The sequence below is a fragment of the Verrucomicrobium sp. 3C genome, assembly GCF_000379365.1.
GTDB lineage: Bacteria > Verrucomicrobiota > Verrucomicrobiia > Methylacidiphilales > Methylacidiphilaceae > Methylacidimicrobium.
The window spans coordinates 1,156,810-1,180,436 of record NZ_KB901875.1; the positions used below are offsets into that span (position 1 = coordinate 1,156,810).

19 protein-coding genes and 2 tRNA genes are annotated in these 23,627 nt (G+C 59.5%); 15 read left to right on the top strand and 6 right to left on the bottom strand.

The features are described 5' to 3' along the window. Positions 1-444: 444 nt before the first annotated feature. On the bottom strand, positions 445-1,521 hold the full coding sequence (locus A37A_RS0106350; protein WP_018290685.1) for a hypothetical protein: 1,077 nt from the start codon (positions 1,519-1,521) through the stop codon (positions 445-447). Positions 1,522-2,194: 673 nt separating this feature from the next. Between A37A_RS0106350 and A37A_RS0106355 the strand changes: the two genes are divergently transcribed. From A37A_RS0106355 to A37A_RS0106365, 3 genes are all read left to right on the top strand, one after another. Further along, entirely contained in the window at positions 2,195-5,422 is a 3,228-nt protein-coding gene (locus A37A_RS0106355; RefSeq protein ID WP_018290686.1) for an efflux RND transporter permease subunit, read from the top strand. Between the two features lie 62 nt (positions 5,423-5,484). Continuing rightward, positions 5,485-6,672 carry an efflux RND transporter periplasmic adaptor subunit gene (locus tag A37A_RS0106360; RefSeq protein WP_231363883.1) on the top strand — a complete coding sequence of 396 codons (1,188 nt, stop codon included), beginning with the start codon at positions 5,485-5,487 and terminating at the stop codon, positions 6,670-6,672. A gap of 36 nt (positions 6,673-6,708) precedes the next feature. Next, positions 6,709-6,782, top strand: a tRNA-Ile gene (locus tag A37A_RS0106365). A gap of 80 nt (positions 6,783-6,862) precedes the next feature. On the opposite strand, the gene A37A_RS0106370 is transcribed toward A37A_RS0106365, so the two are convergent. Continuing rightward, on the bottom strand, positions 6,863-7,441 hold the full coding sequence (locus A37A_RS0106370) for a BsuPI-related putative proteinase inhibitor (protein WP_018290688.1): 579 nt from the start codon (positions 7,439-7,441) through the stop codon (positions 6,863-6,865). 106 nt (positions 7,442-7,547) lie between these two features. On the opposite strand from A37A_RS0106370, the gene pgsA reads away from it, so the two are divergent. The 3 genes from pgsA to A37A_RS16180 all read left to right on the top strand — a co-directional run bounded on the left by pgsA (position 7,548) and on the right by A37A_RS16180 (position 9,248). Then, the gene (pgsA, locus tag A37A_RS16170; protein ID WP_018290689.1) at positions 7,548-8,219 is read left to right on the top strand and encodes a CDP-diacylglycerol--glycerol-3-phosphate 3-phosphatidyltransferase; all 672 of its coding nucleotides are present in this window, start codon (positions 7,548-7,550) and stop codon (positions 8,217-8,219) included. A gap of 37 nt (positions 8,220-8,256) precedes the next feature. Beyond that, complete coding sequence (locus tag A37A_RS16175; protein ID WP_231363791.1) at positions 8,257-8,754, top strand: DUF1802 family protein; 498 nt, start codon at positions 8,257-8,259, stop codon at positions 8,752-8,754. A gap of 122 nt (positions 8,755-8,876) precedes the next feature. After that, positions 8,877-9,248 carry a lipid-A-disaccharide synthase N-terminal domain-containing protein gene (locus tag A37A_RS16180; protein WP_051076276.1) on the top strand — a complete coding sequence of 124 codons (372 nt, stop codon included), beginning with the start codon at positions 8,877-8,879 and terminating at the stop codon, positions 9,246-9,248. Positions 9,249-9,260: 12 nt separating this feature from the next. Here A37A_RS16180 and A37A_RS0106390 read toward each other — a convergent pair whose 3' ends face one another. Further along, positions 9,261-10,280, bottom strand: coding sequence for an aldo/keto reductase (locus A37A_RS0106390; RefSeq protein WP_018290692.1), 1,020 nt, complete (start codon positions 10,278-10,280; stop codon positions 9,261-9,263). A 79-nt stretch (positions 10,281-10,359) separates the two neighbouring features. On the opposite strand from A37A_RS0106390, the gene A37A_RS0106395 reads away from it, so the two are divergent. The 9 genes from A37A_RS0106395 to tal all read left to right on the top strand — a co-directional run bounded on the left by A37A_RS0106395 (position 10,360) and on the right by tal (position 20,055). Beyond that, positions 10,360-10,881, top strand: a complete 522-nt coding sequence (locus A37A_RS0106395; RefSeq protein WP_020494108.1) for an NADH-quinone oxidoreductase subunit I — start codon at positions 10,360-10,362, stop codon at positions 10,879-10,881. Positions 10,882-10,980: 99 nt separating this feature from the next. Beyond that, on the top strand, positions 10,981-11,472 hold the full coding sequence (locus tag A37A_RS0106400) for an NADH-quinone oxidoreductase subunit J (RefSeq protein WP_018290694.1): 492 nt from the start codon (positions 10,981-10,983) through the stop codon (positions 11,470-11,472). A gap of 19 nt (positions 11,473-11,491) precedes the next feature. Beyond that, positions 11,492-11,800, top strand: a complete 309-nt coding sequence (nuoK, locus tag A37A_RS0106405; RefSeq protein WP_018290695.1) for an NADH-quinone oxidoreductase subunit NuoK — start codon at positions 11,492-11,494, stop codon at positions 11,798-11,800. A 6-nt stretch (positions 11,801-11,806) separates the two neighbouring features. Then, entirely contained in the window at positions 11,807-13,582 is a 1,776-nt protein-coding gene (gene nuoL / locus A37A_RS0106410; RefSeq protein ID WP_018290696.1) for an NADH-quinone oxidoreductase subunit L, read from the top strand. Between the two features lie 52 nt (positions 13,583-13,634). After that, a complete protein-coding gene (locus A37A_RS0106415) occupies positions 13,635-15,098 on the top strand; it encodes an NADH-quinone oxidoreductase subunit M (protein ID WP_020494109.1) in 1,464 nt (487 codons plus the stop codon). A 32-nt stretch (positions 15,099-15,130) separates the two neighbouring features. Next, positions 15,131-16,567, top strand: a complete 1,437-nt coding sequence (locus tag A37A_RS0106420; protein WP_018290698.1) for an NADH-quinone oxidoreductase subunit N — start codon at positions 15,131-15,133, stop codon at positions 16,565-16,567. A gap of 29 nt (positions 16,568-16,596) precedes the next feature. Then, positions 16,597-16,668, top strand: a tRNA-Val gene (locus A37A_RS0106425). 73 nt (positions 16,669-16,741) lie between these two features. After that, positions 16,742-18,793, top strand: coding sequence for a sodium-translocating pyrophosphatase (locus A37A_RS0106430; RefSeq protein ID WP_018290699.1), 2,052 nt, complete (start codon positions 16,742-16,744; stop codon positions 18,791-18,793). A 176-nt stretch (positions 18,794-18,969) separates the two neighbouring features. Beyond that, positions 18,970-20,055 carry a transaldolase gene (gene tal / locus A37A_RS0106435; RefSeq protein ID WP_020494110.1) on the top strand — a complete coding sequence of 362 codons (1,086 nt, stop codon included), beginning with the start codon at positions 18,970-18,972 and terminating at the stop codon, positions 20,053-20,055. A gap of 48 nt (positions 20,056-20,103) precedes the next feature. On the opposite strand, the gene A37A_RS16185 is transcribed toward tal, so the two are convergent. The 3 genes from A37A_RS16185 to A37A_RS0106450 all read right to left on the bottom strand — a co-directional run bounded on the left by A37A_RS16185 (position 20,104) and on the right by A37A_RS0106450 (position 23,561). Next, the gene (locus A37A_RS16185; RefSeq protein WP_018290701.1) at positions 20,104-20,895 is read right to left on the bottom strand and encodes an inositol monophosphatase family protein; all 792 of its coding nucleotides are present in this window, start codon (positions 20,893-20,895) and stop codon (positions 20,104-20,106) included. A gap of 313 nt (positions 20,896-21,208) precedes the next feature. Next, on the bottom strand, positions 21,209-22,564 hold the full coding sequence (locus A37A_RS0106445) for an MFS transporter (protein WP_018290703.1): 1,356 nt from the start codon (positions 22,562-22,564) through the stop codon (positions 21,209-21,211). 25 nt (positions 22,565-22,589) lie between these two features. Beyond that, entirely contained in the window at positions 22,590-23,561 is a 972-nt protein-coding gene (locus tag A37A_RS0106450) for a deoxyhypusine synthase family protein (protein WP_018290704.1), read from the bottom strand. Positions 23,562-23,627 lie beyond the last annotated feature (66 nt).

The window sequence follows — 23,627 nt, forward strand, 5'->3', positions numbered from 1 at the left end:
CGGTCGTGACGAATGTGAATCGCCCATGAGTGTCACGGCTATCCGATCGATGTTCGTCTGTCAATCGGTTTCCCTCACCTTATGTCGTAAATGTCGTAAAGAAGTGTCCGCAGTTGACTTATGGGAGCCGAATGGCCTCAACCTGCAAGTCTCACAAGCTTTCTCCTGCGGCTTTTGCGAATTGGACCCGACTGCTTCATTGGGGGTGGGCTTTTGGCTTTCCTCGTGCGATGTCGTCATACAGCTCCGGGGGACAACCGGCTCCCGACCTGGCATCCAGGCCCATTCGCCGCAGCTCGGATACGAGCTTTGTGAGCTAGGCGGGCTGGGCGCCTTGGGTAGAATAGAGGAAGCCAAGCGAGAACATGGCTTCCTCTTCTGAAGGCGATCCCAAGCTGGCGAGAGTCCTCCGAATGCTCCCCATCAAGAGCAGGATAGCGGAACTTAGCCAGGCGTGGAAAGGCGCAGCGTGCGGATCTCGGCGATCCGTTCCGCACTCCGAAAGGGATCGCCTAGCTGGCAGACAAAGCGCTCCACGTCGTTAAGCAAGCTATCGGAAAAGGACCGCCACTCCGACTGAAGCAAAAGAACCATTAGTCGGCGTATGCCGAATAGAGCGAGGGAATCTCCGGAGAGGCTGGCTTCTACAGCAGCTAATCCCTCGGAGAAGGATCCTATTGCAAAGAGAACCGATAGGATCAGGTACGCAACGGGTCCGTATCCACGCTCAGCCTGGAGCCGCTGGCAGAGGGTGGATCGAAAGCGCGCTCGCTCCTCATCGGTGGTCAGGCTCGAGTGGAGGCGGAGCAGAGACTCCCTGTTGGAGGAGACGTTCTCGGTAGGCGCCGACACGTTTCCTAGGTGTTCGGAACCGCGCGAACGAAGCTCGGCGAACTCAAATTGGAGCACTGAGACGATGTTCTTTTCCATCGGGTCGGAAATTTGAAACCCGGGCTCGTGCGGAGGTTCAATCTCGCGGAGGATCGTCGCCAGTGGGCGAACGACCAGATGGATGGGGAGGGAGTCCTTGTCCTCGCCCTGCAAAGTAGAGGCCATCCAGAAGTCGGTGGATGCCGCTGGAGGTGTGCCGCGTATGCCGATCTCCAGGGAGAGATCGACAGATCCTTGGGGCGGAACCTCGATTTCTCGGTTGGCCGGCTCGTGGGAGGAGAGGATCGAGCGATAGCAGAGAGCAGAGCCAGTACGGGAGGAAACCAGCCGAAGGTCGAGCAGGCGAAAGGGTTTACGCGTGTGGTTGAAAAGCGAGCCAGCCGCGGAAAGGAAGCTGACCTCTCCTTTTTCTGCCGGAAGGGCGGCCCACCAGCAACGCTCGTTTTTCCATTGTACCTCGAGACCGGGCCGCTTGGTGACAGAGTAGATCAGAGGGTTGAGCCGATAGAGATTATCCCGTGCGGAATCGGCGGCCTTCCCGAAGGCCTCTGCGGAAATCCACTTGTCGAGCCATGCGAACGGATCCGATGACGCTCGTTTCTCCGGTGCGGAAGACTTGGAATCAGGCATTGCTGGCTGCTGCGGCGGTGAAGACATTGAATCGGCCATAATTTTTCCGTCTATCCGAGCAGTGGGTGCTTGTCAACCGATTTTCTTTACCCTGTGCTGCAAATATCGCAAACAGGTGAACGGAGCCATTGCGGGCGCGAGGAAGCGACGGCTTTGGTTTCGAGAGTGGACTCGTTCGTGGGAATTTGGCGTGAATGGGTGGAGAGGAGGGGAAGGATTGTGGGGATGAAGGCGCAGGAAGTGATCCTACGACGGATGGCCGGAAGGAAGAGTGCGTTGGACACGGCAGAAGTCTCTGGGTTGAGATAGTCTGCATGGCTCACAAGCGTTCTTCTGCGGTTTGCGAAATCGACCCGCACACAAAATAGCGGACACTACCCAAAAAAGCGGACGCTACCTCGTTGAGACTTGAGTTTTTTGCCCCTCCTTGCAGGATATCGTCCTGCCGCACCGGGGGAAAACCGGTGCTCCGCCTTGGATCCAGGACCATTCGCCGCGCCTGGGGTGCGAATATTGTGAGGCAGGCAGGCTGGCTGTCGAGCAGGGTGCAGTCTCTCCACGGGAGACGAGAAGCTTGCGCGAATGGCAATTGCCATTGTTGCTTGTTGCTCATGACTGGTTCGCATACGATGCGGTGACGAGGCGACAGCCTCGATGAGGTAGGGAGTCGAGTATGTGGCTTGTTCGCACCGCCCTCCAGAAGCCTTATTCGGTTGCGGTGCTGGCGATCCTCATCGTCTTTCTGGGGTTTTTCTCCATCCGGAAAACCCCCACCGATATCTTCCCGGAGATCGATATTCCCGTCGTGATCGTGGCTTGGCAATACCTGGGCCTGGTGCCGACCGACATGACCAACTACGTCACGACCTACAGCGACTATCAGATTGCCAACTTTGTCGATGGCGTCAAGCGGGTCGAGTCGAACGTCTTTTTCGGCTTCTCGGTCACGAAGGTCTATTTCCAGCCGCACGTCAACATTGCCATGGCCGTCGCCGAGATCACGGCGGTTCTCCAACCGCTCCTTAAGCGAATGCCGCCGGGGACCACACCTCCGTTGATCTTTCGCTTCAATGCCTCATCCGTGCCGGTCGTCCAGATCGCCGTCTCCAGCCCCGTCCTTTCGGAAGCGAAACTCTACGACTATACGGTCTGGCAGCTCCGTCGAGACCTCCTGGCGGTTCGCGGAACTCTTCTCGTTCCCCCATGGGGAGGAATCGTCCGGTGGATGACCGTGGATTGCAATCCCGACCAGCTCTTGGCCCGGGGCCTGACGGCGCAGGATTTGCTCAACGTCGTCAACGGGCAGGTGATCGACTATCCGTCGGGTGATGTGAAGATCGGGGATCGGGATTATTTTGTGACTCTCAACAACGTCCCAAAGGACATCTTCGAGGTGAACAACTTTCCGGTGAAGCTGGTGACCGATCCTAATACGTCGATCGTTCGAGAAAATATCAACGACCGGGTCGTCTATGTGCGCGATGTCGCCAATGTTCATGATGGCGGCGTGCCGCAATGGAATCTGGTCCGCCTCAATGGACGGCACGGAGTCCTGATGACGGCGCTCAAGATTGCGGGGGGCTCCACCATCCAGATCGTCGACCAGATCAAAGCGCTTCTGCCCGAAATTCGGCGGGCCAATCCCAAGATAGAGATCCGAGAGCTCTTCGACCAGTCCGTCTACGTCAAGGCGGCGATCCATGGGGTGCTCAGCGAGGCGGGGAGCGCGGCTTTGCTGACCGGGGCCATGATCTTTCTCTTTCTTGGCAGCTTCCGAACCACCTTGATCGTGCTAACGTCCATTCCGCTCTGTATTCTTGTTGCTTTGTTCGCACTCAGCAGTCTCGGGCATACCCTCAATCTGATGACCCTTGGAGGGCTTGCGCTCGCCGTCGGCATCCTGGTGGACGACGCGACCGTGGCGATCGAGAATATTCATCGCAATCTCCAGTTGGGTAAGCCCTTTCGGCAGGCGATCCTGGATGGGAGCCAGGAGATCGCTGCGCCCGCTTTCATGGCGACCCTTTCCATTTCCGTTGTCTTCACTTCCGTAATCTTCCTGGAAGGCCCGCCCCGCTTCCTGTTCATCCCCATGGCGTTGGCTGTTGTCTTTTCGATGCTTTTTTCCTATTTTCTTTCCCGGACCCTCGTTCCCGCGATGGCACTACTCTTGCTGCGCGGGGAATCCGAAGGCGCCGAACAGGGACGGGACTCGGCACTGGGGCGGTTCAACGAGAGGTTCAACCGAGCGTTTGACGCGTTCCGTGAACGATACGCACGCATGCTCGGTTCCTTTCTCGTTCTCCGTCGGCGTGTATTCGATACCGCGGCCATTCTCTTCCTCGTCACTCTGGTGGCGGCGCTCTGGATAGGGCGTGACTTCTTCCCGGTTGCCGATGCCGGCATCCTGCGGCTCCACGTCTATGCCCCTACCGGGACTCGGATCGAGGTCACCGAAGAAATTTTCTCCGATGTGGAAAAGGTCATTCGAGAAGTTGTCCCGCCTGAAGAACTGCAGACGATCGTCGACAATATGGGTCTTCCGATCTACTTCATGGCGACCTTGGCGCTTTCCGATTCGATGAACGAAGGGGTCTTCGATGGCGAGATCATGATCCAGCTCCGGGAGCACCACCATCCGACCGCTCAATACGCAAAGCGGCTGCGAGAGCTTCTCCCGCAGCGGTTGCCGAGCTGCGAGTTCTTTTTTCAGCCGGCGGACATGGTCAACGAGGTGCTCAATTTCGGAGTTGCTGCTCCGATCGATATTCACGTGAGCGGCTTGGACCTCGACCTAGCCTACAAGTTCGCCAGCGAGATCCGCGATCGGGTCCGATCGGTGCCAGGGGCGGTGGATGTCCATATTCACCAGCGGATCGATTATCCCACCTTGCATCTTGAGGTCGATCGGGTCCGGGCGGTCGAGATGGGATTGAAACAGGTGGATATCTCCAACAATATCCTCAACAATCTCTCTTCCAGCTTCATGGTAAGCCCGACCTATTGGGTCGATACGCGAACGACCATCAACTATCCCTTTTTGGTCTTCACCCAGCAGCGAAAGATCTCCTCGATCAACGATCTTCTCAACGTGACGCTGGCCCCCACGACTACGGAGACGGTCCCTCCGGTCGCATCGACGCAGACTCTCCTTGGCAATGTGCAGAATGCGGAGTTGCTGGCAAACGTTGTGCGGCTCAAGGAAGAATCCCAGCCGGCCATGATGAGTCGCTCCACGATGAAGCCGGTCTTCGACGTGTTGGCGAACGTTCAAGGCCGGGATTTAGGTGGATTGGCGGAGGATATCGAAAAAATTCTGCGAGATTTCAGACACAAGCTGCCTCCCCTCTATCGAGCTGACGTCATGGGCCAGGTGGTCAGCATGGGCGATGCGTTCCGCGAGCTCGGGGTCGGTGTCCTCTTTGCGATTGTGCTCGTCTACCTGCTGCTCGTCACGAATTTTCAATCGTGGCGGGAGCCTTTCATCATCCTATCGGTATTGCCCATCGGAGCATGTGGGATCATCTGGATGCTCTTCTTGTCGGGTACCACTTTTAGCGTTCCCGCCTTGATGGGCGCCCTCATGACAGTGGGGGTGGCGAGCTCCAACAGCATCCTGTTGATCACCTTTGCCAATCAGCGCATGGCGGAGGGACTATCAGCGGTCGATGCGGCTGTGGAGGCCGGCAGGATTCGGCTTCGCCCTGTCTTGATGACAGCCGGGGCGATGATCGTGGGCATGCTTCCCATGGCTTTGGGAGTGGCAGAAGGAGGGGAGCAGTACGCGCCCTTGGGCCGTGCGGTCATCGGGGGGCTGCTCTTCGCGACCGTTGGCACCCTTGTCTTCGTCCCCGCGGTGTTTGCTTCGATTCGAAGCCGTGCGGTGGCGAGGCAGCGGTAGACGGAAAGGAGGGAAAGTTGCGAAAAGAGCCAGCTTTCTCTCGACGGATCTTCTTGCGGTTCGTGCCTCGGTTGCGGCCAGGAGAGATCCCGAGACTTTGGGGCCGGATCAAGGAATCCACGTGGGACTTGGCGCGGAAACGGCATCCCGCTTGGATCGCGGGAGGAATTCTGGCCCTTTTGTTGGGTGTGGGCCTGATCGAGCGCGCGTTCGACTGGGCGGCTCTCCAACGCCTGATCGAGGAGAGCAAACAGATCTACGTGGAGCTCGTCCGTCCCGAGCCGACGCCTGCGTCGATCCCGCTGGCCTTGCCGGGCACCACTCAGGGCTTCTACGAGACGCCGATTTGGGCACGGGTAAGCGGATATGTGAAAAGCTGGTATCGAGACATTGGCGAGCGAGTGAGGGAAGGAGACCTGCTCTGCACGATCGATGCTCCGGAAGTCGACCAGACAGTAGCTAACTTACGAGCAAAGGCGGAGATTGCCCGAATCAACTACGAGCGTTGGAAGGCGCTCGTGCGAACCCGGGCGGTATCCCAGGAGGAGTACGATGTACGGAGGACCGGGTACGATTCGGCGCTGGCTGAGCTCAACCGCTGGATCGCGTGGCAGAAATTCGAAAAGGTGACCGCTCCCTTTTCGGGCGTAATTACTGCTCGAAACATCGACATTGGAACCCTCGTCGCGGGCCAAGGCGAGTTCCCGTTTGGGGCGATGCGACAGCTCTACCGGATGGCGCAAATCTCCCTTTTGCGGATCTACGTGGCCGTTCCCCAAGCCTACTCGTTTGCGATTCATGAGGGGATGGCGGCGAAGGTGGCGATTCCGGAGATGTCGAATGCGCTTCGGGATGCCCGGGTTGTCCGCACCTCGATGGGACTCGAGTCGGCCTCGCGGACCCTGCTAACGGAGGTGGATTTGCCGAATCCCGATGAGAAACTCTTGCCCGGGCTCTACGTGCGGGTCACTTTCCAAGTACCGAGCAGCGCTCCCTTCACCCTGCCCGTCAACACGGTCTTCGATCGCCCCGACGGTCATTATATCGTCGTCGTCGATGCGTCCGATCGATGTCATCTCCGGAAGGTTGATCTCGGGAACAACGACGGATACAAGGTAGAGATTCTTTCCGGCATTCAGGCAGGGGAACGCGTGGCCTTAAGTCCCCCCGACCGCGCGAAAGCGGAAGGGGCTGCCGTCACGGTCGTCTCGGGGCGAGAAAGCCCTTCGGTCAAAGTCCGAGGGAAATAAATAAAGAAGGCCTGAGCGTCCACCGTGCGAGAAAGGGGGTCTGTAGCTCAATCGGTTAGAGCAGGGGACTCATAATCCCTTGGATGCGGGTTCGACTCCCGCCGGACCCACCCGCCCGAGGGAGGAGACGGGAAGGCGGCCTCGTGGGGGACAAGCCGCAGGAGAAAGCTTGTGAGAAATGGCGGCTAGGCTAGGGCACCACGGTGAGGGACGTGGCTGCCGTGACTTCCGGGTAGCCGGCCAACGTCATCTCGACGCGGTAGGCTCCCGGAGAGAGAGGATGGTCCAGGTCTTGGATCGGCAAAACGTCGGTAAAGGTAAGGCAATCGCCAGGGTCGAGCATCGACATCCCCTGGATCGGCAGGAAGTCTTTGTCCGCCGACCAGACGTAGATCGGCTGATTGACGGCATCCCGCAAGACAAAATCGTAACGTTGCGCATTGGGGAAGCGGAACGCATAAGTTCGCTTTCCCTTGTTGAGTACCTGGAACGTGAGCCGAAGCGCAACCGTGTCGAGCCGATCGTGGAGCGAGGCGAGGGAGAACGGGTTGCGCTCCACCTGCAGGCGGGCTTCCAGATTGTGAAGATTCACCTGATTGGCCTTCTCGATCCTTTTCGGATCGCCGAAGCGAAGGGAAAAGAGGCTCCAATGTTTCCTCGGCGTGTCGTCGATGATGTTGGGATGCGTATTCTTGCTTGGGCTTACATCGATGGCCCAGGCCGGAGACAGGCCGAGCAGGAAAACGACCAGGAACCAGCCGCGTTTCACCTCCGTAAAGTTTAGCGCATCCGAGGCTGCCGTCTACCCATTTCTCCCGGGCTTCGCCGCAGGTTTCTCTTGCTCGATGAGGTGGGTTGAGGGCTAATTTCCCGAAGTGGTGGCGACTGCCAAACAGTGGAACCTCCCGAACAAGATCAGCCTGGGAAGGCTATGCATCTGCGGGTTGTTTGTCGGGGATGTCAGCGTGCCATGGGCCTACTCCGCCACGACGGCACTCATTCTTTTCGCGGTAGGAAGCCTGACGGATTGGGTCGACGGATGGGTCGCACGGAGGCAGAACCTCGTCAGCGACCTGGGAAAGCTCCTGGATCCCCTGGCGGACAAGATCTTGATCAGCACCGCCTTCTTGGTCCTGCTCGAGCGCGGAGTCGTTCCCCTGTGGGCGGTGGTTGTCATCATCGCTCGCGAATTCCTGGTAACGGGACTCCGGGCGCTGACCGCCGCACAAGGAGCGGTTCTCGCTGCCGCCGCGTCGGGGAAGTGGAAGACCTTCGCGCAAATGCTCTATGTTCTGTTGGTGCTCACTCAAATGGCCCTGGTCGAGATAGGAAAGGGAGGAAAGCAAGTCGCCGCTCCTCTGCTGGAGGTTCCCGCTTCCGTGTTCCTCTGGGTCGCGGTCGGGATCACCTTTGCTTCCGGCGTCCTCTATTTTTATCGTTGCCGCGCACTGGTTTTTTCTAGAGAAGGTAAGGAGGGAGGAGGGGAAGAGGATCTTGGTCGCCGACCTTGTTCATCCGGCTCTGAAAATCGAATGGCCCGCCCTTAAAGAGGCGGAGCCCGCCGTCCGGGCGCTCGGAGAGGGATTGCAGTCTATCATTCTCCGAAAGGGGGGCATTATGGAGAGGCGTGGCGGTTTCACGACGCGGTACGCCGATTTCTGGCTTTTGCCCACCCGCTTCCATGCCCAGGCGGAAAAAATGCGCCCAGAGTTCCGCTTCCTGGCGGAAGGGCGGGATGGAACGAAAGCGGAAGCGGCGGAACTCCAGTATGTGGCTAAGCTCGTGTGGTCGCGATGGATCGCCGATTGGACCCCGATCCGTCGACTAAGCCGTTTGCAGCTCTGGGAGGAAGAATTGCTACGGGAGAGATTTGCCTACGGGGGAAAAGAAGGGTTACATCTCTTGATGTTGCGAGTCTACAGGAGCGCGAAAGTGATCTGTCCCTGGAAGCGCGACCTAGGCGGATGTCGTTCTTGGGTGGCGTTGCGGCATCCATGGAGCGAGGCCTTAGTGCCTGTGCTTTCCGATGGGCAATTCGGCGCGCGGGAGCGAGAGGCGCTCGCCGCCGTCGCAGGCGGCTGAGGAAAAGGATCCCGAGTTTCCGGCGTGCAGGGGAGCCGGGAGTGCAGATAGCGAAAGAGGTCTCACCGCGATTGTTCCTTTCCGCGCAGCAGGAAAACCAGAAGAAGACAGGGAGAGAGGGAATGAGCGAACTTTTTCTGGCGGACAACTCCTGGTTGGGAGTTCATTGGGGAATCATGAAGATCATCGGCTGGACCGGTAATCTGCTCTTCTTCTCTCGATTCCTCATCCAGTGGCTGGCCTCGGAGCGCAAAAAAGCCGTCGTCGTCCCGTTGGCCTTCTGGTATTGCAGCCTCGGGGGCTCGCTGCTTCTGTTGATTTACGCGCTTTCTCGAAGAGATTCGGTCTTCGTCTTTGCCTACCTATTTACGTGGATCCCCTACACCCGGAACCTCTATTTCGCCCATCGGGAACGTCGGCTGGAGATCGTCTCATCGATCGGGTCGCTCGATCCCTCTTCCAAAGCCAAGACGGTCGCTCCTCGGGGCGGATGAGGAGGTGTCGCGCTATGCCGACGCCGCCCAGGTCATGGTCCCCTTATAGGCTTCTTGGGGTTCTTCGATTCCAAAGTTCCTGGCGATCAATTCCTTGATGCGGACGAGCTCCTCCTGGGAGAGCGGAGGAGCTTCGGGCGCTGCGGCGAATTCCTCGAGTTGCTCCACGGTGTAGATGTTGGGGAGACAAGAGAGGATGCGGGGGTCGCAGAGGATCCACTGCAAAGCCGCCTGCCCAAGCGTTCTCCTCGGCTCTTCGAGAAAGCGGAGCTGCTCGACTTTCTTTAGGCCGTTGGGAAGCCAATGGGCTGGCCGATGGCTGCGGTGATCCCCTTTTGGGAAGGTCGTGGCGGCAGTGTATTTCCCCTCGAGCAGACCGCTCGAGTGAGGAACGCGGACCAGGAAGCGCGGGTTCTGATCCGGAGCTTCGTCCATGAGCGGTCTCCCTGGGAATGGCTCCAGGAGGTTGTAGATATGCTGAATCACGTGGGGACGACGGCGGCGCAGAGCCTCGATCCCTTCGTAAAGCCAGCCAATCGCAGGCCCGAGCGCGATGCCGTAGGAGCGAATTTTGCCTTCCCGGTGGAGAGCTTCGAGCAGCGCCCAGAGATGGTCGTCCTCGACGTGCTCCATGCGGATGTTGTGGAGCTGGAGATTGTCGATCGCCTCGCGGCGGAGGCGGCGAAGGGAGTTGTCCACGGCTTTTCGAACGAAGCCTTCGGAAAAATCCTGGGGGAGCTCCCGCTGTCCACGACCGCGCGAGTGTCCGGAAAAATCATATCCGACCTTGGTGGCCACCACGACTTCCTTATTGGTGCCGCCGAAGGCCTTGCCGAGCAATTCCTCTCCGTAGCCATTGCCGTAGACGTCGGCCGTATCGAAAAAGTTGATTCCCAAGTCGAGTGCGCGGTGTAGAAACTCCAAGGCTTGCTCTTCGGTATATTCCCCCCACCAACCGGTCGAAAGCGTCCAGACGCCAAAGCCGACCTCGGAAACTCTTTGTCCCGTCTCGGGCAACAGCCGATATTTCATGGCCCTATTTTGGAGCAGGCTTCTGCAGGAATAAAACAAAAAAGGCTGACAGAGAATACGCCGCCTGTAGAGTGGGACCATGATCGTCGTTCGCAGGCCGGATCTCTCGTGGGTGGAACAGCTCTACCTCCCTGGTTTCTGGGAGGGATTGAAGGTCACCTGGCACCACTTTGTGGCCCGTCTCTCGGGAAAAACGCGTGTCACCCTGCAATACCCAGAGGAACGCCCGCCGATCCCTCCCGGCTATCGGGGGGCGCCTGTCCTGGTGAAGGATGAGGAGGGCCGAGAGAAATGCGTGAGTTGCCAGCTCTGTGAATTCATTTGTCCGCCGCGGGCGATCCGCATCGCGCCCGGTGGGATTCCGGAGGATTCGCCTTATGCCAAGGTGGAGAAGGCGCCGCAGGAATTTTGGATCGACATGACGCGCTGCATTTTCTGCGGATATTGCGAGGAGGTCTGTCCGGAGGAGGCGATCTTCCTTCTGCCGCAGCACTACTCCCTGAACGGTCGGAGCCGGGAAGAGCTTCTTCACGATAAAGCCAAGCTCTACGAAATGGGGGGCGTGCTCCCCCTGCCGATTCGCAAGTGGGCTAACAAATAAGGCCGAGAGAAGCGAACCCCTGGAAATCACAGGGTTTTTTAGAATCGCTCTTGATTTTCTGTGGGGAGTCGCTAACCACGGAGCAGCGGGAAGGAGGAGATGGAAGGGATTCTGTTCTGGTTTTTGGCCCTCGTGTTATTGGGCAGCGCCGTGGCGGTCATCACCAATCGGAGTCCTGTCGCTTCGGCGTTGAGCCTTGTCACCATGATTCTGGCGCTGGCCGGGCTTTTTGGACTTCTGGGAGCCTATTTTCTGGCCGCCATCCAAGTGTGGGTCTACGCAGGGGCGGTGATGGTGCTCTTCCTCTTCATCATTATGTTGCTCGATCTGAAGGCCGAAGAGGGCATGCCGCTTCGCGCGCTCGGCGTGGGAGCGGGGCTGTTCCTGGTGTTGTTTCTTGGAGTCGGTATCTGGCATGCCATCCCGGCCTCCGCCTGGGAAGCAAATGGGCTGCGAGCTGCGGTCTCCAATGATGCGGCGAGCATCGGGCACCTGCTTTTTGGTGCCTACGTTCTCCCCTTCGAGGCGGTCGGATTTCTCCTGCTGGTCGCGATGGTCGGGGTCATCGTCTTGAGCAAAAGGGATGTGTAGGAAACCGGACGCGTAACGTATGGGCACTCCGACTCTCGGTCATTACCTAGTTCTCAGCGGGCTTCTCTTTACCATCGGCCTTGCGGGGGTCATCGTTCGGCGAGATCTGCTGATCATGTACATGTGCTTGGAAATCATGCTGAATGCCGCGAACCTCTCCTTGGTGGCCTTCAGCCGCTTCTCTCAACAGGTCCGAGGCCAAGTGCTGGTTTTCTTCGTGATCACGGTAGCTGCGGTCGAGGTTGCGGTCGGGCTGGCCCTCCTCGTGTCGCTCTATCGAATGAAGCGGACGACAAAGGCTGAGGAGATCACCGCCCTGAAATTCTAACTGCTTATGGCCTGGCTCCTCCTTTTTGCTCCCCTGTCCTCCGCTTTGTTGGTTTGGGTCGCTTTGCGGCGTCATCCGCAGGCCAGCGAAGCGGTTTCGATCCTCGCGAGCCTGATTGCTTTTTTGACGGCGATCGGGATCGTGCTGGGCAGGATCGAGGCCCCCGCCCCGCTGGCCTGGATCGACCTGCCCGGGCTTCGGGTGGAGATTGGAATGACCCTGGATGCTTTGGCGCGACTCATGCTGCTCATGGTCACTGGGGTTGCGTTCCTCATCCATGTCTATTCACTCGGCTATATGGCCGAAGACCCCGGTCGAGCCCGGTTTTTCGGAGAGCTCTCCCTCTTCCTTGCCTCGATGATCGGGATCGTCGTCTCGACGAACTTTGTGATGATGTATGTCTTCTGGGAGCTTGTGGGAGTGAGTTCGTACCTCCTCATCGGTTTCTGGTTTGAGAAAAACCCGGCAGCGGATGCCGCCCGGAAGGCATTCCTGGCTAACCGCGTCGGCGACTTCGGGTTCCTCTTGGGAATCCTGACGTTCTGGTCTGTCTGCGGGACGGTCGCGTTTGATCCCGAGGCCGCCCGAGCATTGGCCGGAAACTGGCTGGCCCCCATGACAGCGCTTCTGCTTTTTTGCGGTTGCGTTGGGAAGTCGGCCCAGATTCCCCTTCATGTCTGGCTACCAGATGCGATGGAGGGCCCAACCCCGGTTTCCGCTCTCATCCATGCCGCCACGATGGTCGCAGCCGGTGTTTATATGCTCTGCCGCATCTTTTTTGTCCTGGAGCTTTCTCCGGAAGCCCTCTTGGTGATTGCCTGGACCGGCGGGATCACCGCCCTGGTGGCGGCTCTGATCGCGACGCAGCAGGACGATATCAAGCGGGTGCTTGCCTATTCGACGATGTCTCAGCTGGGATACATGGTTCTCGCCGTGGGCTGTGCAAGCACGACGGCGGCCATGTTTCATTTGACGACCCATGGCTTCTTCAAAGCCCTGCTCTTCCTGGGGGCTGGCTCCGTCCTTCACGCCCTCCACCACGAGCAGGACATTTGGAGGATGGGCGGGGTGGGCCGGAAGATGCCACTGACGTTTGTTACTTTCGGGATCGGGGCGGCGGCGCTTGCCGGAATTCCCGGACTGGCAGGGTTTTTCAGCAAGGAGGAGATTCTCCAGGTGGCGGCTCACAGGGCGCCGGGGCTGTTCTGGATTGCCGCTTTTACCGCAGGGTTGACGGCCTTTTACATGACTCGGATCACCTTGGTCGCTTTTCTGGGGCAGCCGAGGACCGAGGTGGTAACGCATGCCAAGGAATCGCCTTTCGTGATGGGGCTGCCGCTGATCGTGCTGGCGGGGCTCGCGGTCGTCGCAGGTTATCCCTTCTTTGGGATCATGCGTTACCTCGGCGGGCAGGAAGCCGGAGAAAAGAGCATGCTGGTCCCAGCGGTCTCCTTGATCGCGGTGATTCTGGGCCTCGCAGCGGGAGCGATCCACTATGGGCGGGCGATCCGGGAGCCAATGACGATCCCCTTGTTTCGAAGAAAGTTCTATTTCGACGAGATTTACGATTGGACCGTTCTCAAATTGCAGGAAGAATCGGCTCGGCTCCTGTCCTGGATCGACCAGTGGGTCATCGGTTTTCTCCTGGTTCGCGGAGGAGCCTTCGCCGTGAGCCTGGGTGGGGAAATGCTGCGCCTTGTCCAGGCGGGCAATTTACGGGAATACGCCTTTGTCTTCGCCTTGGGGGCAGGGGGAGTGCTGCTCTGGCTGTTCGGCCGGTAAAACGAGCGGGTAACGACATCGGATCATCGAAGGATCACAGGCCAATCTGATTATGTCACCCTTGACGTTCTTGCTTGTCGTCGAAGCCTCCGCCATCGGGCTGATCCTCTTCGGCGCTTCTCCGAAAAGAGTTTCGTTCGTTGCGGCGGCAACCAACTTCCTGATTAGCCTCTGGATCTACGCGCAATTTCCCACAGGCAGCGGCGGCTGGCATTTCGTGGAGAACCACTCTTGGATCGCGCTCGGCGGGCTACCCGAAATCCGGTATCATGTCGCTGTCGATGGAATCAGCCTTCCGCTGGTGCTCCTCACGACTCTCGTCACGCTGGCTGCGGTCTGGGTGGCGCCCGCCCAGATCAAACGAGCCGCGGAGTTTTATACCTACCTGCTCCTCCTCTCGTTGGGCGCCCTGGGTGCCTTCGTTTCCCTCGACCTATTTTTCTTTTACGTCTTTCATGAATTTGCGCTGATTCCGACGTTTCTCCTCATCGGGATCTGGGGAAGCGAGAATCGCCAATTCGCGAGCCTCCAGCTCACGCTCTATCTTGGCTTGGGCAGCCTCGTTCTCCTCGCGGGAATCATTGCGCTCGAGGGAGTGCTGCCTGTCGAAGCACGAACCTTCGACATTCCCCGGCTGACGGAGTATCTGCGGGATAATCCAATCGCGGCCAGCCGGCAGTTGGTGCCATTCGCCCTCTTGACCGCCGGCTTCGGCACGCTTGTTTCGCTCTTCCCCTTCCATTCGTGGGCTCCGTTGGGATATGCTTCCGCGCCGGCTCCGGTCGCCATGCTCCACGCTGGCGTGTTGAAGAAGTTCGGCCTCTACGGTCTGCTGCGCGTCGCGATGCCGCTGCTTCCCGGCGGAGCGGAGGCATGGAAGCCGTGGATCCTTGCTTTGCTGCTGGGCAACATTCTCTTTATCGGACTTACCACGGTTGCGCAGAAGGAACTTCCCGCCATGCTCGGATTCTCGAGCGTGATGCACATGGGTTACCTCTTCCTCGGGTTGGCATGCTGGAATACGCTAGGCGTCAGCGGGGTGGTCTTCCTCATGGTCGCCCACGGCTTGAGTGTCGCCCTGCTCTTCGCAGTGGCGGGGGAGGTGCGGGAGAGGGCTGGCGAAATCCGTTTTGCCGAGCTCGGGGGCCTCGCCCAGCGGATGCCATTTGTCGCGGTGGCTTTCCTGGTCGGCTCGTTTGCCTCGGTTGGCGTTCCGGGCTTGGCGAATTTTCCTGGAGAACTTCTCATCTTCTTCGGATCGTGGAAAAGCCAGCCGCTTCTCACTGCGGTGGTGGTCTGGGGAATCGTGATCTCGGCGGTCTACCAGTTGCGGGCGGTGCGCTCGGTATTTTACGGCGACCTACCGCAGCATCTGGCTGGAACGATGGACGTGAAAGGCTTCAGGCGGATCCCGTATGCACTGTTGATGGCCGCCTTGTTGATTCTCGGCATATGGCCCGGAACGCTCCTCGGAGTCGTTGGGCCTGGGGTAAGAGGGGTTCTCTCGCCCTATTAGCGAGGAAGCCGAAAGGAGCGGGAGGGGACTCGATGCAGGAAGGGCTGTGGATCATAGGGGCACCGGAAGTCACCTTGGTAGTGGGCGGCGTGCTTCTGTTGCTGGCGGAGTCTCTGGTCAAGCTCGAGTCCAAGGCCGTCGGAGTCCTGGTGCTCGGTGTCTACTTAATCGCCGGGCTCTGCATGCTTCCCTTCATGACAACCGGAGCAGTGCTCTGGGGCGGCATGTACACGTGGGACTGGTTCGCGGTTTCCGGGAAGGCCTTCTTTCTTCTGACCGGCATGCTTGTCACCTACCTAAGCCTGGAAGGGGAGGGCAGGATCCCTGCGGCGCGTGCGGAATTTTACATTCTCCCCCTCTTTTGCACCGCCGGAATGGCCCTTCTCTGTTCGGTGCGGGATTTTGTGCTCCTTTTCGTCGCCCTCGAGTTGGTGACCATCACTCTCTTCATCCTGGTGGCGTATCGCCGGGCCGACGCTGCGTCCCTGGAAGCCGGCGCCAAGTATCTGATCGTCGGCGGGCTGGCGACGGCGTTTCTGGTGATGGGGATCGCCTATCTCTTTGGAGCGACGGGCTCAACCCAGTTTGATGAGGTGCGGCGCTACACGGAAAGCCAGGGAGCGGGGCCGGTGCTTCTCTTAGGCATGGCCTTCCTCTTGGTTGGATTAGGGTTCAAAGCAGCCGCCGTTCCGTTTCATATTTGGGCGCCGGATGTCTACCAAGGCGCACCGACTCCGATCACGGCCTACCTTTCCGTCGGTTCGAAGGCGGCGGGCTTCGTGGTGCTGATCCGGGTGCTCCTGCTGCCATTTTGGAATACGGCATGCCAGCGTCACTGGGTGCCTTTGATCGTTCTGTTGGCGGCCCTTTCCGTGGTCCTCGGGAACCTGGCTGCGCTTCCTCAGCGGAACTTGAAGCGGCTCCTGGCCTATTCGAGCATCAGCCACGCGGGTTTTCTCCTGATTGGGTTGGCGTCGCACAGCTTCCTCGGGTTGGCCTCGATGCTCTATTATCTGTTGGCCTATCTGGTCGCGACCTTCACCGCGTTCCTGGTGCTTGTCTTGCTGGAGCAGGACAAGGAGGGGAAGACGATTTCCGATCTGTCCGGCCTCGGGCAGAGGAGTCCCCTTTTGGCTTGGTCGATGGCGCTGGCGATGATTTCACTCGCCGGGATTCCGCCGCTTATGGGCTTTTTCGGGAAGCTTCTCGTCTTCTTGGCCGCTTGGCAGAGCGGGTTTCACGTTTTGGTGATGATCGGGGTGGCCGCAGCGGCTGCCGGAATCTACTATTATGTCTCAGTGGTCAGGGCGATGTTTTGGAGCGACCCCGTCCACCGCAGCCCGATTGTCCTCCATCCGGCCACACGAGGGTTGCTGGTGGCATTGAATGTCGGGAGCATCCTTTTCGGTTTCTATGCAAAACCGATTCTCTCCTTGGCCGTCGGGGCTGTGGCTGGGATTGGAGGATAGTCCTTTCGTTGGCGGCGCGAGGAAGAAGCGGGCAGTTAGCTCAGTGGCAGAGCGTCTCGCTTACACCGAGAGGGCCGGGGGTTCGAATCCCTCACTGCCCATTCGATTCGAAAAGAATCGGTAGAAGAAAAAAGATTACTCTTCGTTTCGAGCAGATTATTGTAAGCACTCGCTATGCAACAGGTTTTGATTGATCATGCTCTTGGTCTCTCGATCGGCTTTGCCCTCGCAGGGGTGCTTGCGGCGGTAGGCTTGGCATTTCAAGTGCGCAGGATGGACTCCGGCAACGAGAAGATGCGCTCGATCGCGAGCGCCATCGAAGAAGGTGCGGCGGCATACTTGAGCCGGCAGATGCGAACGGTCGCCGCAATCGCCGTCGTCCTCTTTCTTCTCATCGGGTTTTTCAAGAGCTGGTGGGCAGGAGGCGGATTCCTCCTGGGTGCGGGCTGTTCTTTCTTGGCAGGTTTCATCGGCATGCGCGTGGCCGTACAGGCAAACGTTCGGACGGCACAAGCAGCCACGGTGGGAGCGGGGCGAGCTATGCATGTCGCCTTCCGGGGTGGGGCGGTGACCGGATTGCTCGTTGTCGGGCTTGCGCTCTTTTCGGTGGGCACATTCTACCTCCTTTCGATCTCCTACCAAGGCCTTAGGGAAACGACATCCGCGCTCGTTGGCTTGGCTCTGGGGTCAAGCCTGATCAGCGTCTTCGCGCGGCTGGGCGGAGGAATCTATACGAAGGCGGCCGACGTGGGTGCCGACCTCACCGGGAAGATTGAGCAGCGCCTGGAAGAGGACGATCCTCGGAATCCAGCCACGATCGCCGACAACGTCGGCGACAATGTCGGCGACTGCGCTGGGATGGCTGCCGACGTCTTCGAAACCTACGTCGTCAGCCTGATCGGCGCGGTCCTCGTCGCGGCGATCAGCCTCGGAGGCAATCCGGCCGCGATGATGTACCCTTTTCTCGTCGGTTGCATCACCATTGTGGGTGCCCTCTGCGGGATCGGGTACGTGAGCTACTCGAAGGCTCCGGCGGGCAAGGCCTTGGTCCGGGGAGTCATCGCCAATGGTGTTGTGGCGGCAATCCTGTTTCTTCCGCTCTGTCTCTGGCTTTTCCCCGATCGGTGGGCCCAGGAGTATAGCTGCTCCGTCATCGGGGTGCTCATGACGGCCGCCATGGTCATGATCACCGATCACTATACGAAAACAACGGGAAAGCCCGTGCAACAGATCGCGCGAGCCTCCCAGACCGGACATGCGACCAACATCATTGCCGGCTTGGCTCTGGGGATGGAGGCGACCGCACTCCCGGTGCTTTTTATCGCGTTGGCCGTGCTCGTCACGTTCTGGCTTGATCATCTCTACGGCGTGGCCATCGCGGTTCGCTGCATGTTGAGCATGGCGGGAGTGGTCATTTCGTTGGATAGCTTCGGTCCGATCACGGACAACGCGGGCGGAATTGCCGTGATGAGCGGGCTGCCGAAGCGGGCGCGCCAGGTGACCGACGAGCTCGATGCGGTGGGCAACACGATGAAGGCCGTCACCAAGGGTTATGCCATCGGATCCGCAGGGCTCGCGGCGCTTGTTCTTTTCGGTTCCTACGTGGAAGAGCTCCGTCATTACAGTTCCCACGTAATGGCGGAGGGGCTGCAGTTCCGACTCCAGGATCCCAAAGTGATTGTCGGTCTCTTCCTGGGAGCCCTCCTCCCCTATCTTTTTGCGGCCAGGAGCATGGCGGCGGTGGGAAACGCTGCGGGAGCCGTCGTCGAAGAAGTTCGGAAGCAGATTGCGGAGATCCCCGGTCTTCTTCAGGGAACGGCGAGACCTCTCTACGGAAGATGCGTCGATATTGTGACGAAAGCCGCCTTGCACGAGATGATCTTCCCGGCGCTCCTTCCCCTCTTCCTTGTTGTTGCGATTGCGGCAATCCCCGGGCTTGGCCCCGTTGTTCTCGGGGGCGCTCTCATTGGGACGATCGTGACCGGTCTTTTCGTGGCGATTTCCATGACCTCTGGGGGAGGCGCATGGGATAATGCGAAGAAGTACATCGAGGAAGGGCACTACGGAGGCAAGGGATCGGAGGCGCATGCCGCGGCCGTCACGGGCGACACCGTGGGGGACCCCTACAAGGATACTGCCGGGCCAGCCATCAACCCAATGATCAAAGTCGTGAACGTTTTGGCGATTCTGATCATCGGGATTTTCGCCCGGTACTGGAACCTTTAGTCCGGCTTTTGGAATGAATGGGAGGCGCGGGCAAAGAGCGGGCCCAATCCAGACCGGGAAGCCCGAGATTGACCCCCGTCCCGATCCTGCGTAACATTCCCCGGTGGATTCTTCGTTCCGGAAGGGACGAAACGGAACTCCACTTCCCGAAAATAACCCGCCCAACGGAAAGCCCCATGAAAGCGACGCAAAAACTACACGACCTCGGACAAAGCCTCTGGGTGGACAACATCTCGCGGCAGATGCTCGATGAGGGGCTCCTGGAAAAATATATCCGGGAGTACTCGGTCACCGGATTGACCTCGAATCCGACCATCTTCGACCATGCGATCGCGAAGAGCCACCGGTACGACGAGTCGATCGCAGAAGGACTGTCGCGAGGCCTCGAGGGGGAAGCCCTCTTTTTCGAATTGGCCATGGAGGATCTTCGGAGAGCAGCCGACCTCTTCCGGCCCATCTACGACGAGACCAAAGCGGTCGACGGGTGGGTCTCGCTGGAGGTTTCGCCGCTGCTCGCTTACGATGGGGATCGTACCCTACAGGAAGCCAAGCGGATTCACGGGGCGATGGATCGTCCCAACCTACTGGTTAAAATCCCGGGCACCCAGGAAGGCCTGCCGGCAATCGCGGGTTCGATTGCCGATGGGGTTTCCGTAAACGTCACGCTGCTTTTCTCGGCGCATCACTATTCCGCCGCTGCAGACGGCTACATGATCGGACTCGAGCGTCGGAAAGCGGCCGGACTGCCCTTGGATGCGGTTTCCTCGGTCGCCTCCGTATTCATCAGCCGGTGGGACAAGGCGATCATCGGCAAAGTGCCCGCGCGCCTCAGGAACAAGCTGGGAATTGCCGTGGCCAAGCAGGCCTATCGGGCCTATCGGGAGATTCTCGCTTCGGATCGCTGGCGCTCGCTGGAGGAGGCGGGAGCCAAGCCGCAGCGGCTTCTTTGGGCCAGCACCGGCACGAAGGATCCGCAGGCCTCCGACATCCTCTACGTTCGTTCTCTCGCTGCCCCTCAGACCATCAACACGCTGCCAGAGGAGACCCTTCTCGCTTTCGCCGATCATGGCGAGATCGGAGAGCTGCTTCCCGCCGACGGAGGCGATGCCGCCGCAGTGCTTGGCGAATTCCGCAAGGCGGGGGTCGACCCTCACGCGCTGGCGGAGCAACTTCAGCGAGAGGGGGCCGACGCCTTCGTCGCCTCTTGGAAGGACCTCCTTCGCTCGCTTGCGGAACGGGGCACGCTCCTGCAGCGCGCGTAGAGAAGCATACTCCAATCCGGAGGCACAAAGGAAGGAAGCGGGCTCGAACTATTCCGCGACGGGCAGTCCGCTCAAGTCGAGCAGGCCGTTGGTCGCCGTGACACGGAGCGTATCGGTGCCTGCGTTAGGGAATTGGCGGGTGTGGCCCCCGGCTTGCTGAAGAAGCAGCACGCCGGCGGCAATGTCCCAGAGGTGAATTTGCTGCTCCAAGTAGGCGTCGATCCTGCCGGCGGCTACGTAGGCTAGATCCAGTGCGGCCGAACCCGTCAATCGAACCTTTCGGACTCGGGGCACAAGGTACTGAACGATGCGCAGGCCCTGTTCGATTCCCGCCGCGCTTCGGGAGAAGCCCACAACGCAGATCGCTTCGGAGAGGCGTGCGCGTTTGCTCGCAGTAACGGGTCTGCCGTTGAGCCGGGAAGATCGATCCCGTTCCGCCGTGAAAAGCTCCTGCCGGATCGGATCGTAGATCACCCCCGCCAGGATCTCCCCTTCTACTCGGACTGCGATCGAGGTGCAAAAGTGCGGAATTCCGTAGACGAAGTTCACCGTTCCGTCGAGTGGATCGACGATCCATTCGACCTCTCCCGTCGGCGACCCGTCGCTACCCTCTTCCCCCAAGATCCGATGATTGGGGAAGTCGCGGAGGATCGTGCGACAGATCAACTCCTGGCACTGGCGATCGGTTTGGATCTTGATGTCGTAGTCGGTCTCTTCGGAAACGACGACCGGCTGCCCGAAACTCCGCCGGAGGAGATCTCCGGCAACCAAGGCGGCGTCGACGGCTGTACGAGAGCATCGGGCGGAGAGTGCAGAAAGCTCGGCAGAAAGATGGTTCATTGGAGGGCTAGAGAAAAGTCGGGGAGCCGGAGCGCGACCGGAGTCCTTGCGGTTCTTCTCGCAGCGACTGCTCGGCGAGAGGAGAGAGCGAATGGTCTCGAAAAACATCCTGTTCCGGCATCGTCACTCCATAGAACCTAGCCGCCACGGTATGGCGATGATGGATGAGGATCAAGAACGGTGAAGAATTCCTGAATGAAGGATTAGGCGGAAAAGGAGACACTGGCTCGCTTCGTCAAGAGGCATATGCCATCTCATCGATGCAAGAAAGGGGTGGCCGTTACCAGTCGCTGGCTCGGCCGGGAACCTCCTCTCAGGATGCAGAGCGACCAAAACCATCCATCGCTCTCGGACGGCCAGCGGCAGGCGTGCCGTGTGCGGAGATCTCGCTCGTGGAGTTGTCTCGGCTCCCTCGGACGGAAAGTCCTGCCAGGAAGAAGAGACTGCCTCCCGTGAGCAGGCTCAAGCAGAGAAAGAGAAAGGCGTAGGGGTTGGCTTCGCAGAAGCCGATGGGGAGCTTCCAAGTCGGAAAGGAGCCGAGAAAGGCTCCCCAGAGGATAGGACCTGCTCCTAGAGCGAGACTGTTGACCACGCTGAAGCGGGCAAAATATTCGCTCCGGCCTTCCCGAGGCGCAAGCTGCATCGCCAGATGGACGTTGCCGACTTGAAAGCAGGAAAATCCGATCCCCCAGGAGGCGACGACGAGCGTCAGGGTGATCGGATGAATCGGGAGCAAGCGAGCGGCAATCGCGAGCCAGAGGCCGAAATTGGTTGTGATCGCCAGGATCGCGGCCAGAAGGGCGGGGCGATTGCCGAACCGATCGATCAGGTTGCGCAGGAACACCAGGCTGAGCAGGACGAGCCCGCTTTGGCTGGCCAAAAGTCCGAGAATGCCGGCAGGGGTCCACCGGTGCTCTCCTTGCAAGAGAGGTACCCAGAAGACGGCACCCGTGGAGAGGGAACTCGCCGTCAAAAGATTAAAGCCCATCAGATCGAAAAGTCTGCGGTCTCCTTTGAGCTTGCCGGCGCTCCTTCCCCGGGGCTGGTCCGCTGCAGCAATCGGGACGTCGGGCACCTGCTTGAGCAGCCAGAGGCTGCAGAGCCCGGCGGCAAAACTCCCCCAGAAGGTCCAGGAAAAGGCCGATAGGGAGGAATGACCGCGGAAAAGGAGGAAGGAAGCGGCCAGGATGATCACGCTTGCGGCGGCCGAGAAAAAGAGATCACGGGCCAGAAACCAGCCGCGAGACGCCTCCGGCACTAGAGAAGTCATCCAGGGGAGAAAGCCGCAGAGAGAGGCCCCGCGAGAAGCGTTGTAGGCAAAGAGGAAGAGGAGCATGATCATCGACACGGCTTTGCCACCCAGCAGAGGGACCGCGCAGGGGAGAAGCGCCATGCCGGCGATAAAGGAGGTGCGAAGCGACCAGCCTCCGACCACCAGGCGGCGGTAGCCGATCCGGGGCAGGTAGCGTGTCGCCGGGATCTGCAGGAGATTGAGTATGGGGCCAAGGGACGCGACGATCCCCAGCAAAAAATCCGAGGCTCCCAGCTCCCGGAAAAAGAGAATCATCGGCACCCCGTTGACGAGCGTAAAGGAGGCCGTGTTGAAGAGCTGAAAGAGGTTGACGCGCAGGGTGGTCGCCCGAAAGTCCCAACCGGAAGTCGTTACCATGGCTCGACAAGCGCGGAGGGCCGAATCATCGGCCGAGCACGTAGGCGAAGACGAGTGGAGCCACGATCGTGGCGTCCGACTCGATCACGAACTTGGGGGTGGAGGAAGCCAGTTTCCCCCAGGTGATCTTCTCGTTTGGAGCGGCTCCGGAGTAGGAGCCGTAGCTCGTCGTCGAGTCGCTGATCTGGCAGAAGTATCCCCAGTAGGGGACGTCTTCCACCTGCATGTCTTGGTGGAGCATCGGCACGACGCAGATCGGGAAATCGCCGGCAATGCCACCGCCGATCTGAAAGAATCCCAGGGAATGGCGTGCGCTCGTGCGCTGATAGAAGCCAGCCAGTTGCATCATGTACTCAATCCCGCTTCGGACCGTGCGGGGATCACGGATCTTTCCCTTCAAGCAGTGCCCCGCGTACATGTTCCCTAAGGTGGAGTCCTCCCAGCCCGGAACGATGAGAAAAAGCTCCTTCTCCATGGCGGCCAGAAGCCAGCTGTTCTTCGCTTCGATCTGAAAGGAAGACTGAAGCCGGCCGGAGCGGAGCACATTCCAAAGGAATTCGTGGGGAAAGAGGCGTATGCCCTTCTGGTCGGCATGGACCCATTCTTCGAGAACGACCGCCTCGATCCGCCGCATCGCTTCCTCTTCCGGAATGCAGGTGTCGGTGACCCGGTTGAGGTGGCGGCGGTAGAGGTCTTCCTCGTCTGCGGCAGAAAGCTCCCGGTAGTGGGGAACGCGGATATAGGAGTCGTGAGCGACCAGGTTGAAAAGATCCTCCTCCAGGTTGGCTCCCGTGCAGGAGATGGCATGCACCTTGTCCTGCCGAATCATCTCCGCCAGGGAAAGCCCGAGTTCCGCCGTGCTCATCGCCCCTCCCAAGGCCAGCAACATCTTGCCTCCCGCAGCGAGATGAGCTTGATAGGCGCGTGCGGCGTCGACGAGCGTGGCGGCGTTGAAGTGGCGGAACTCTCGATCGAGGAAGTCGGAAATCTGTCCCATAGGCTTAAACGGAAGCCTGCTTCCTGCGGGGGGTCACCCGGCAGTCACGGCTTATTATTCTCCTGG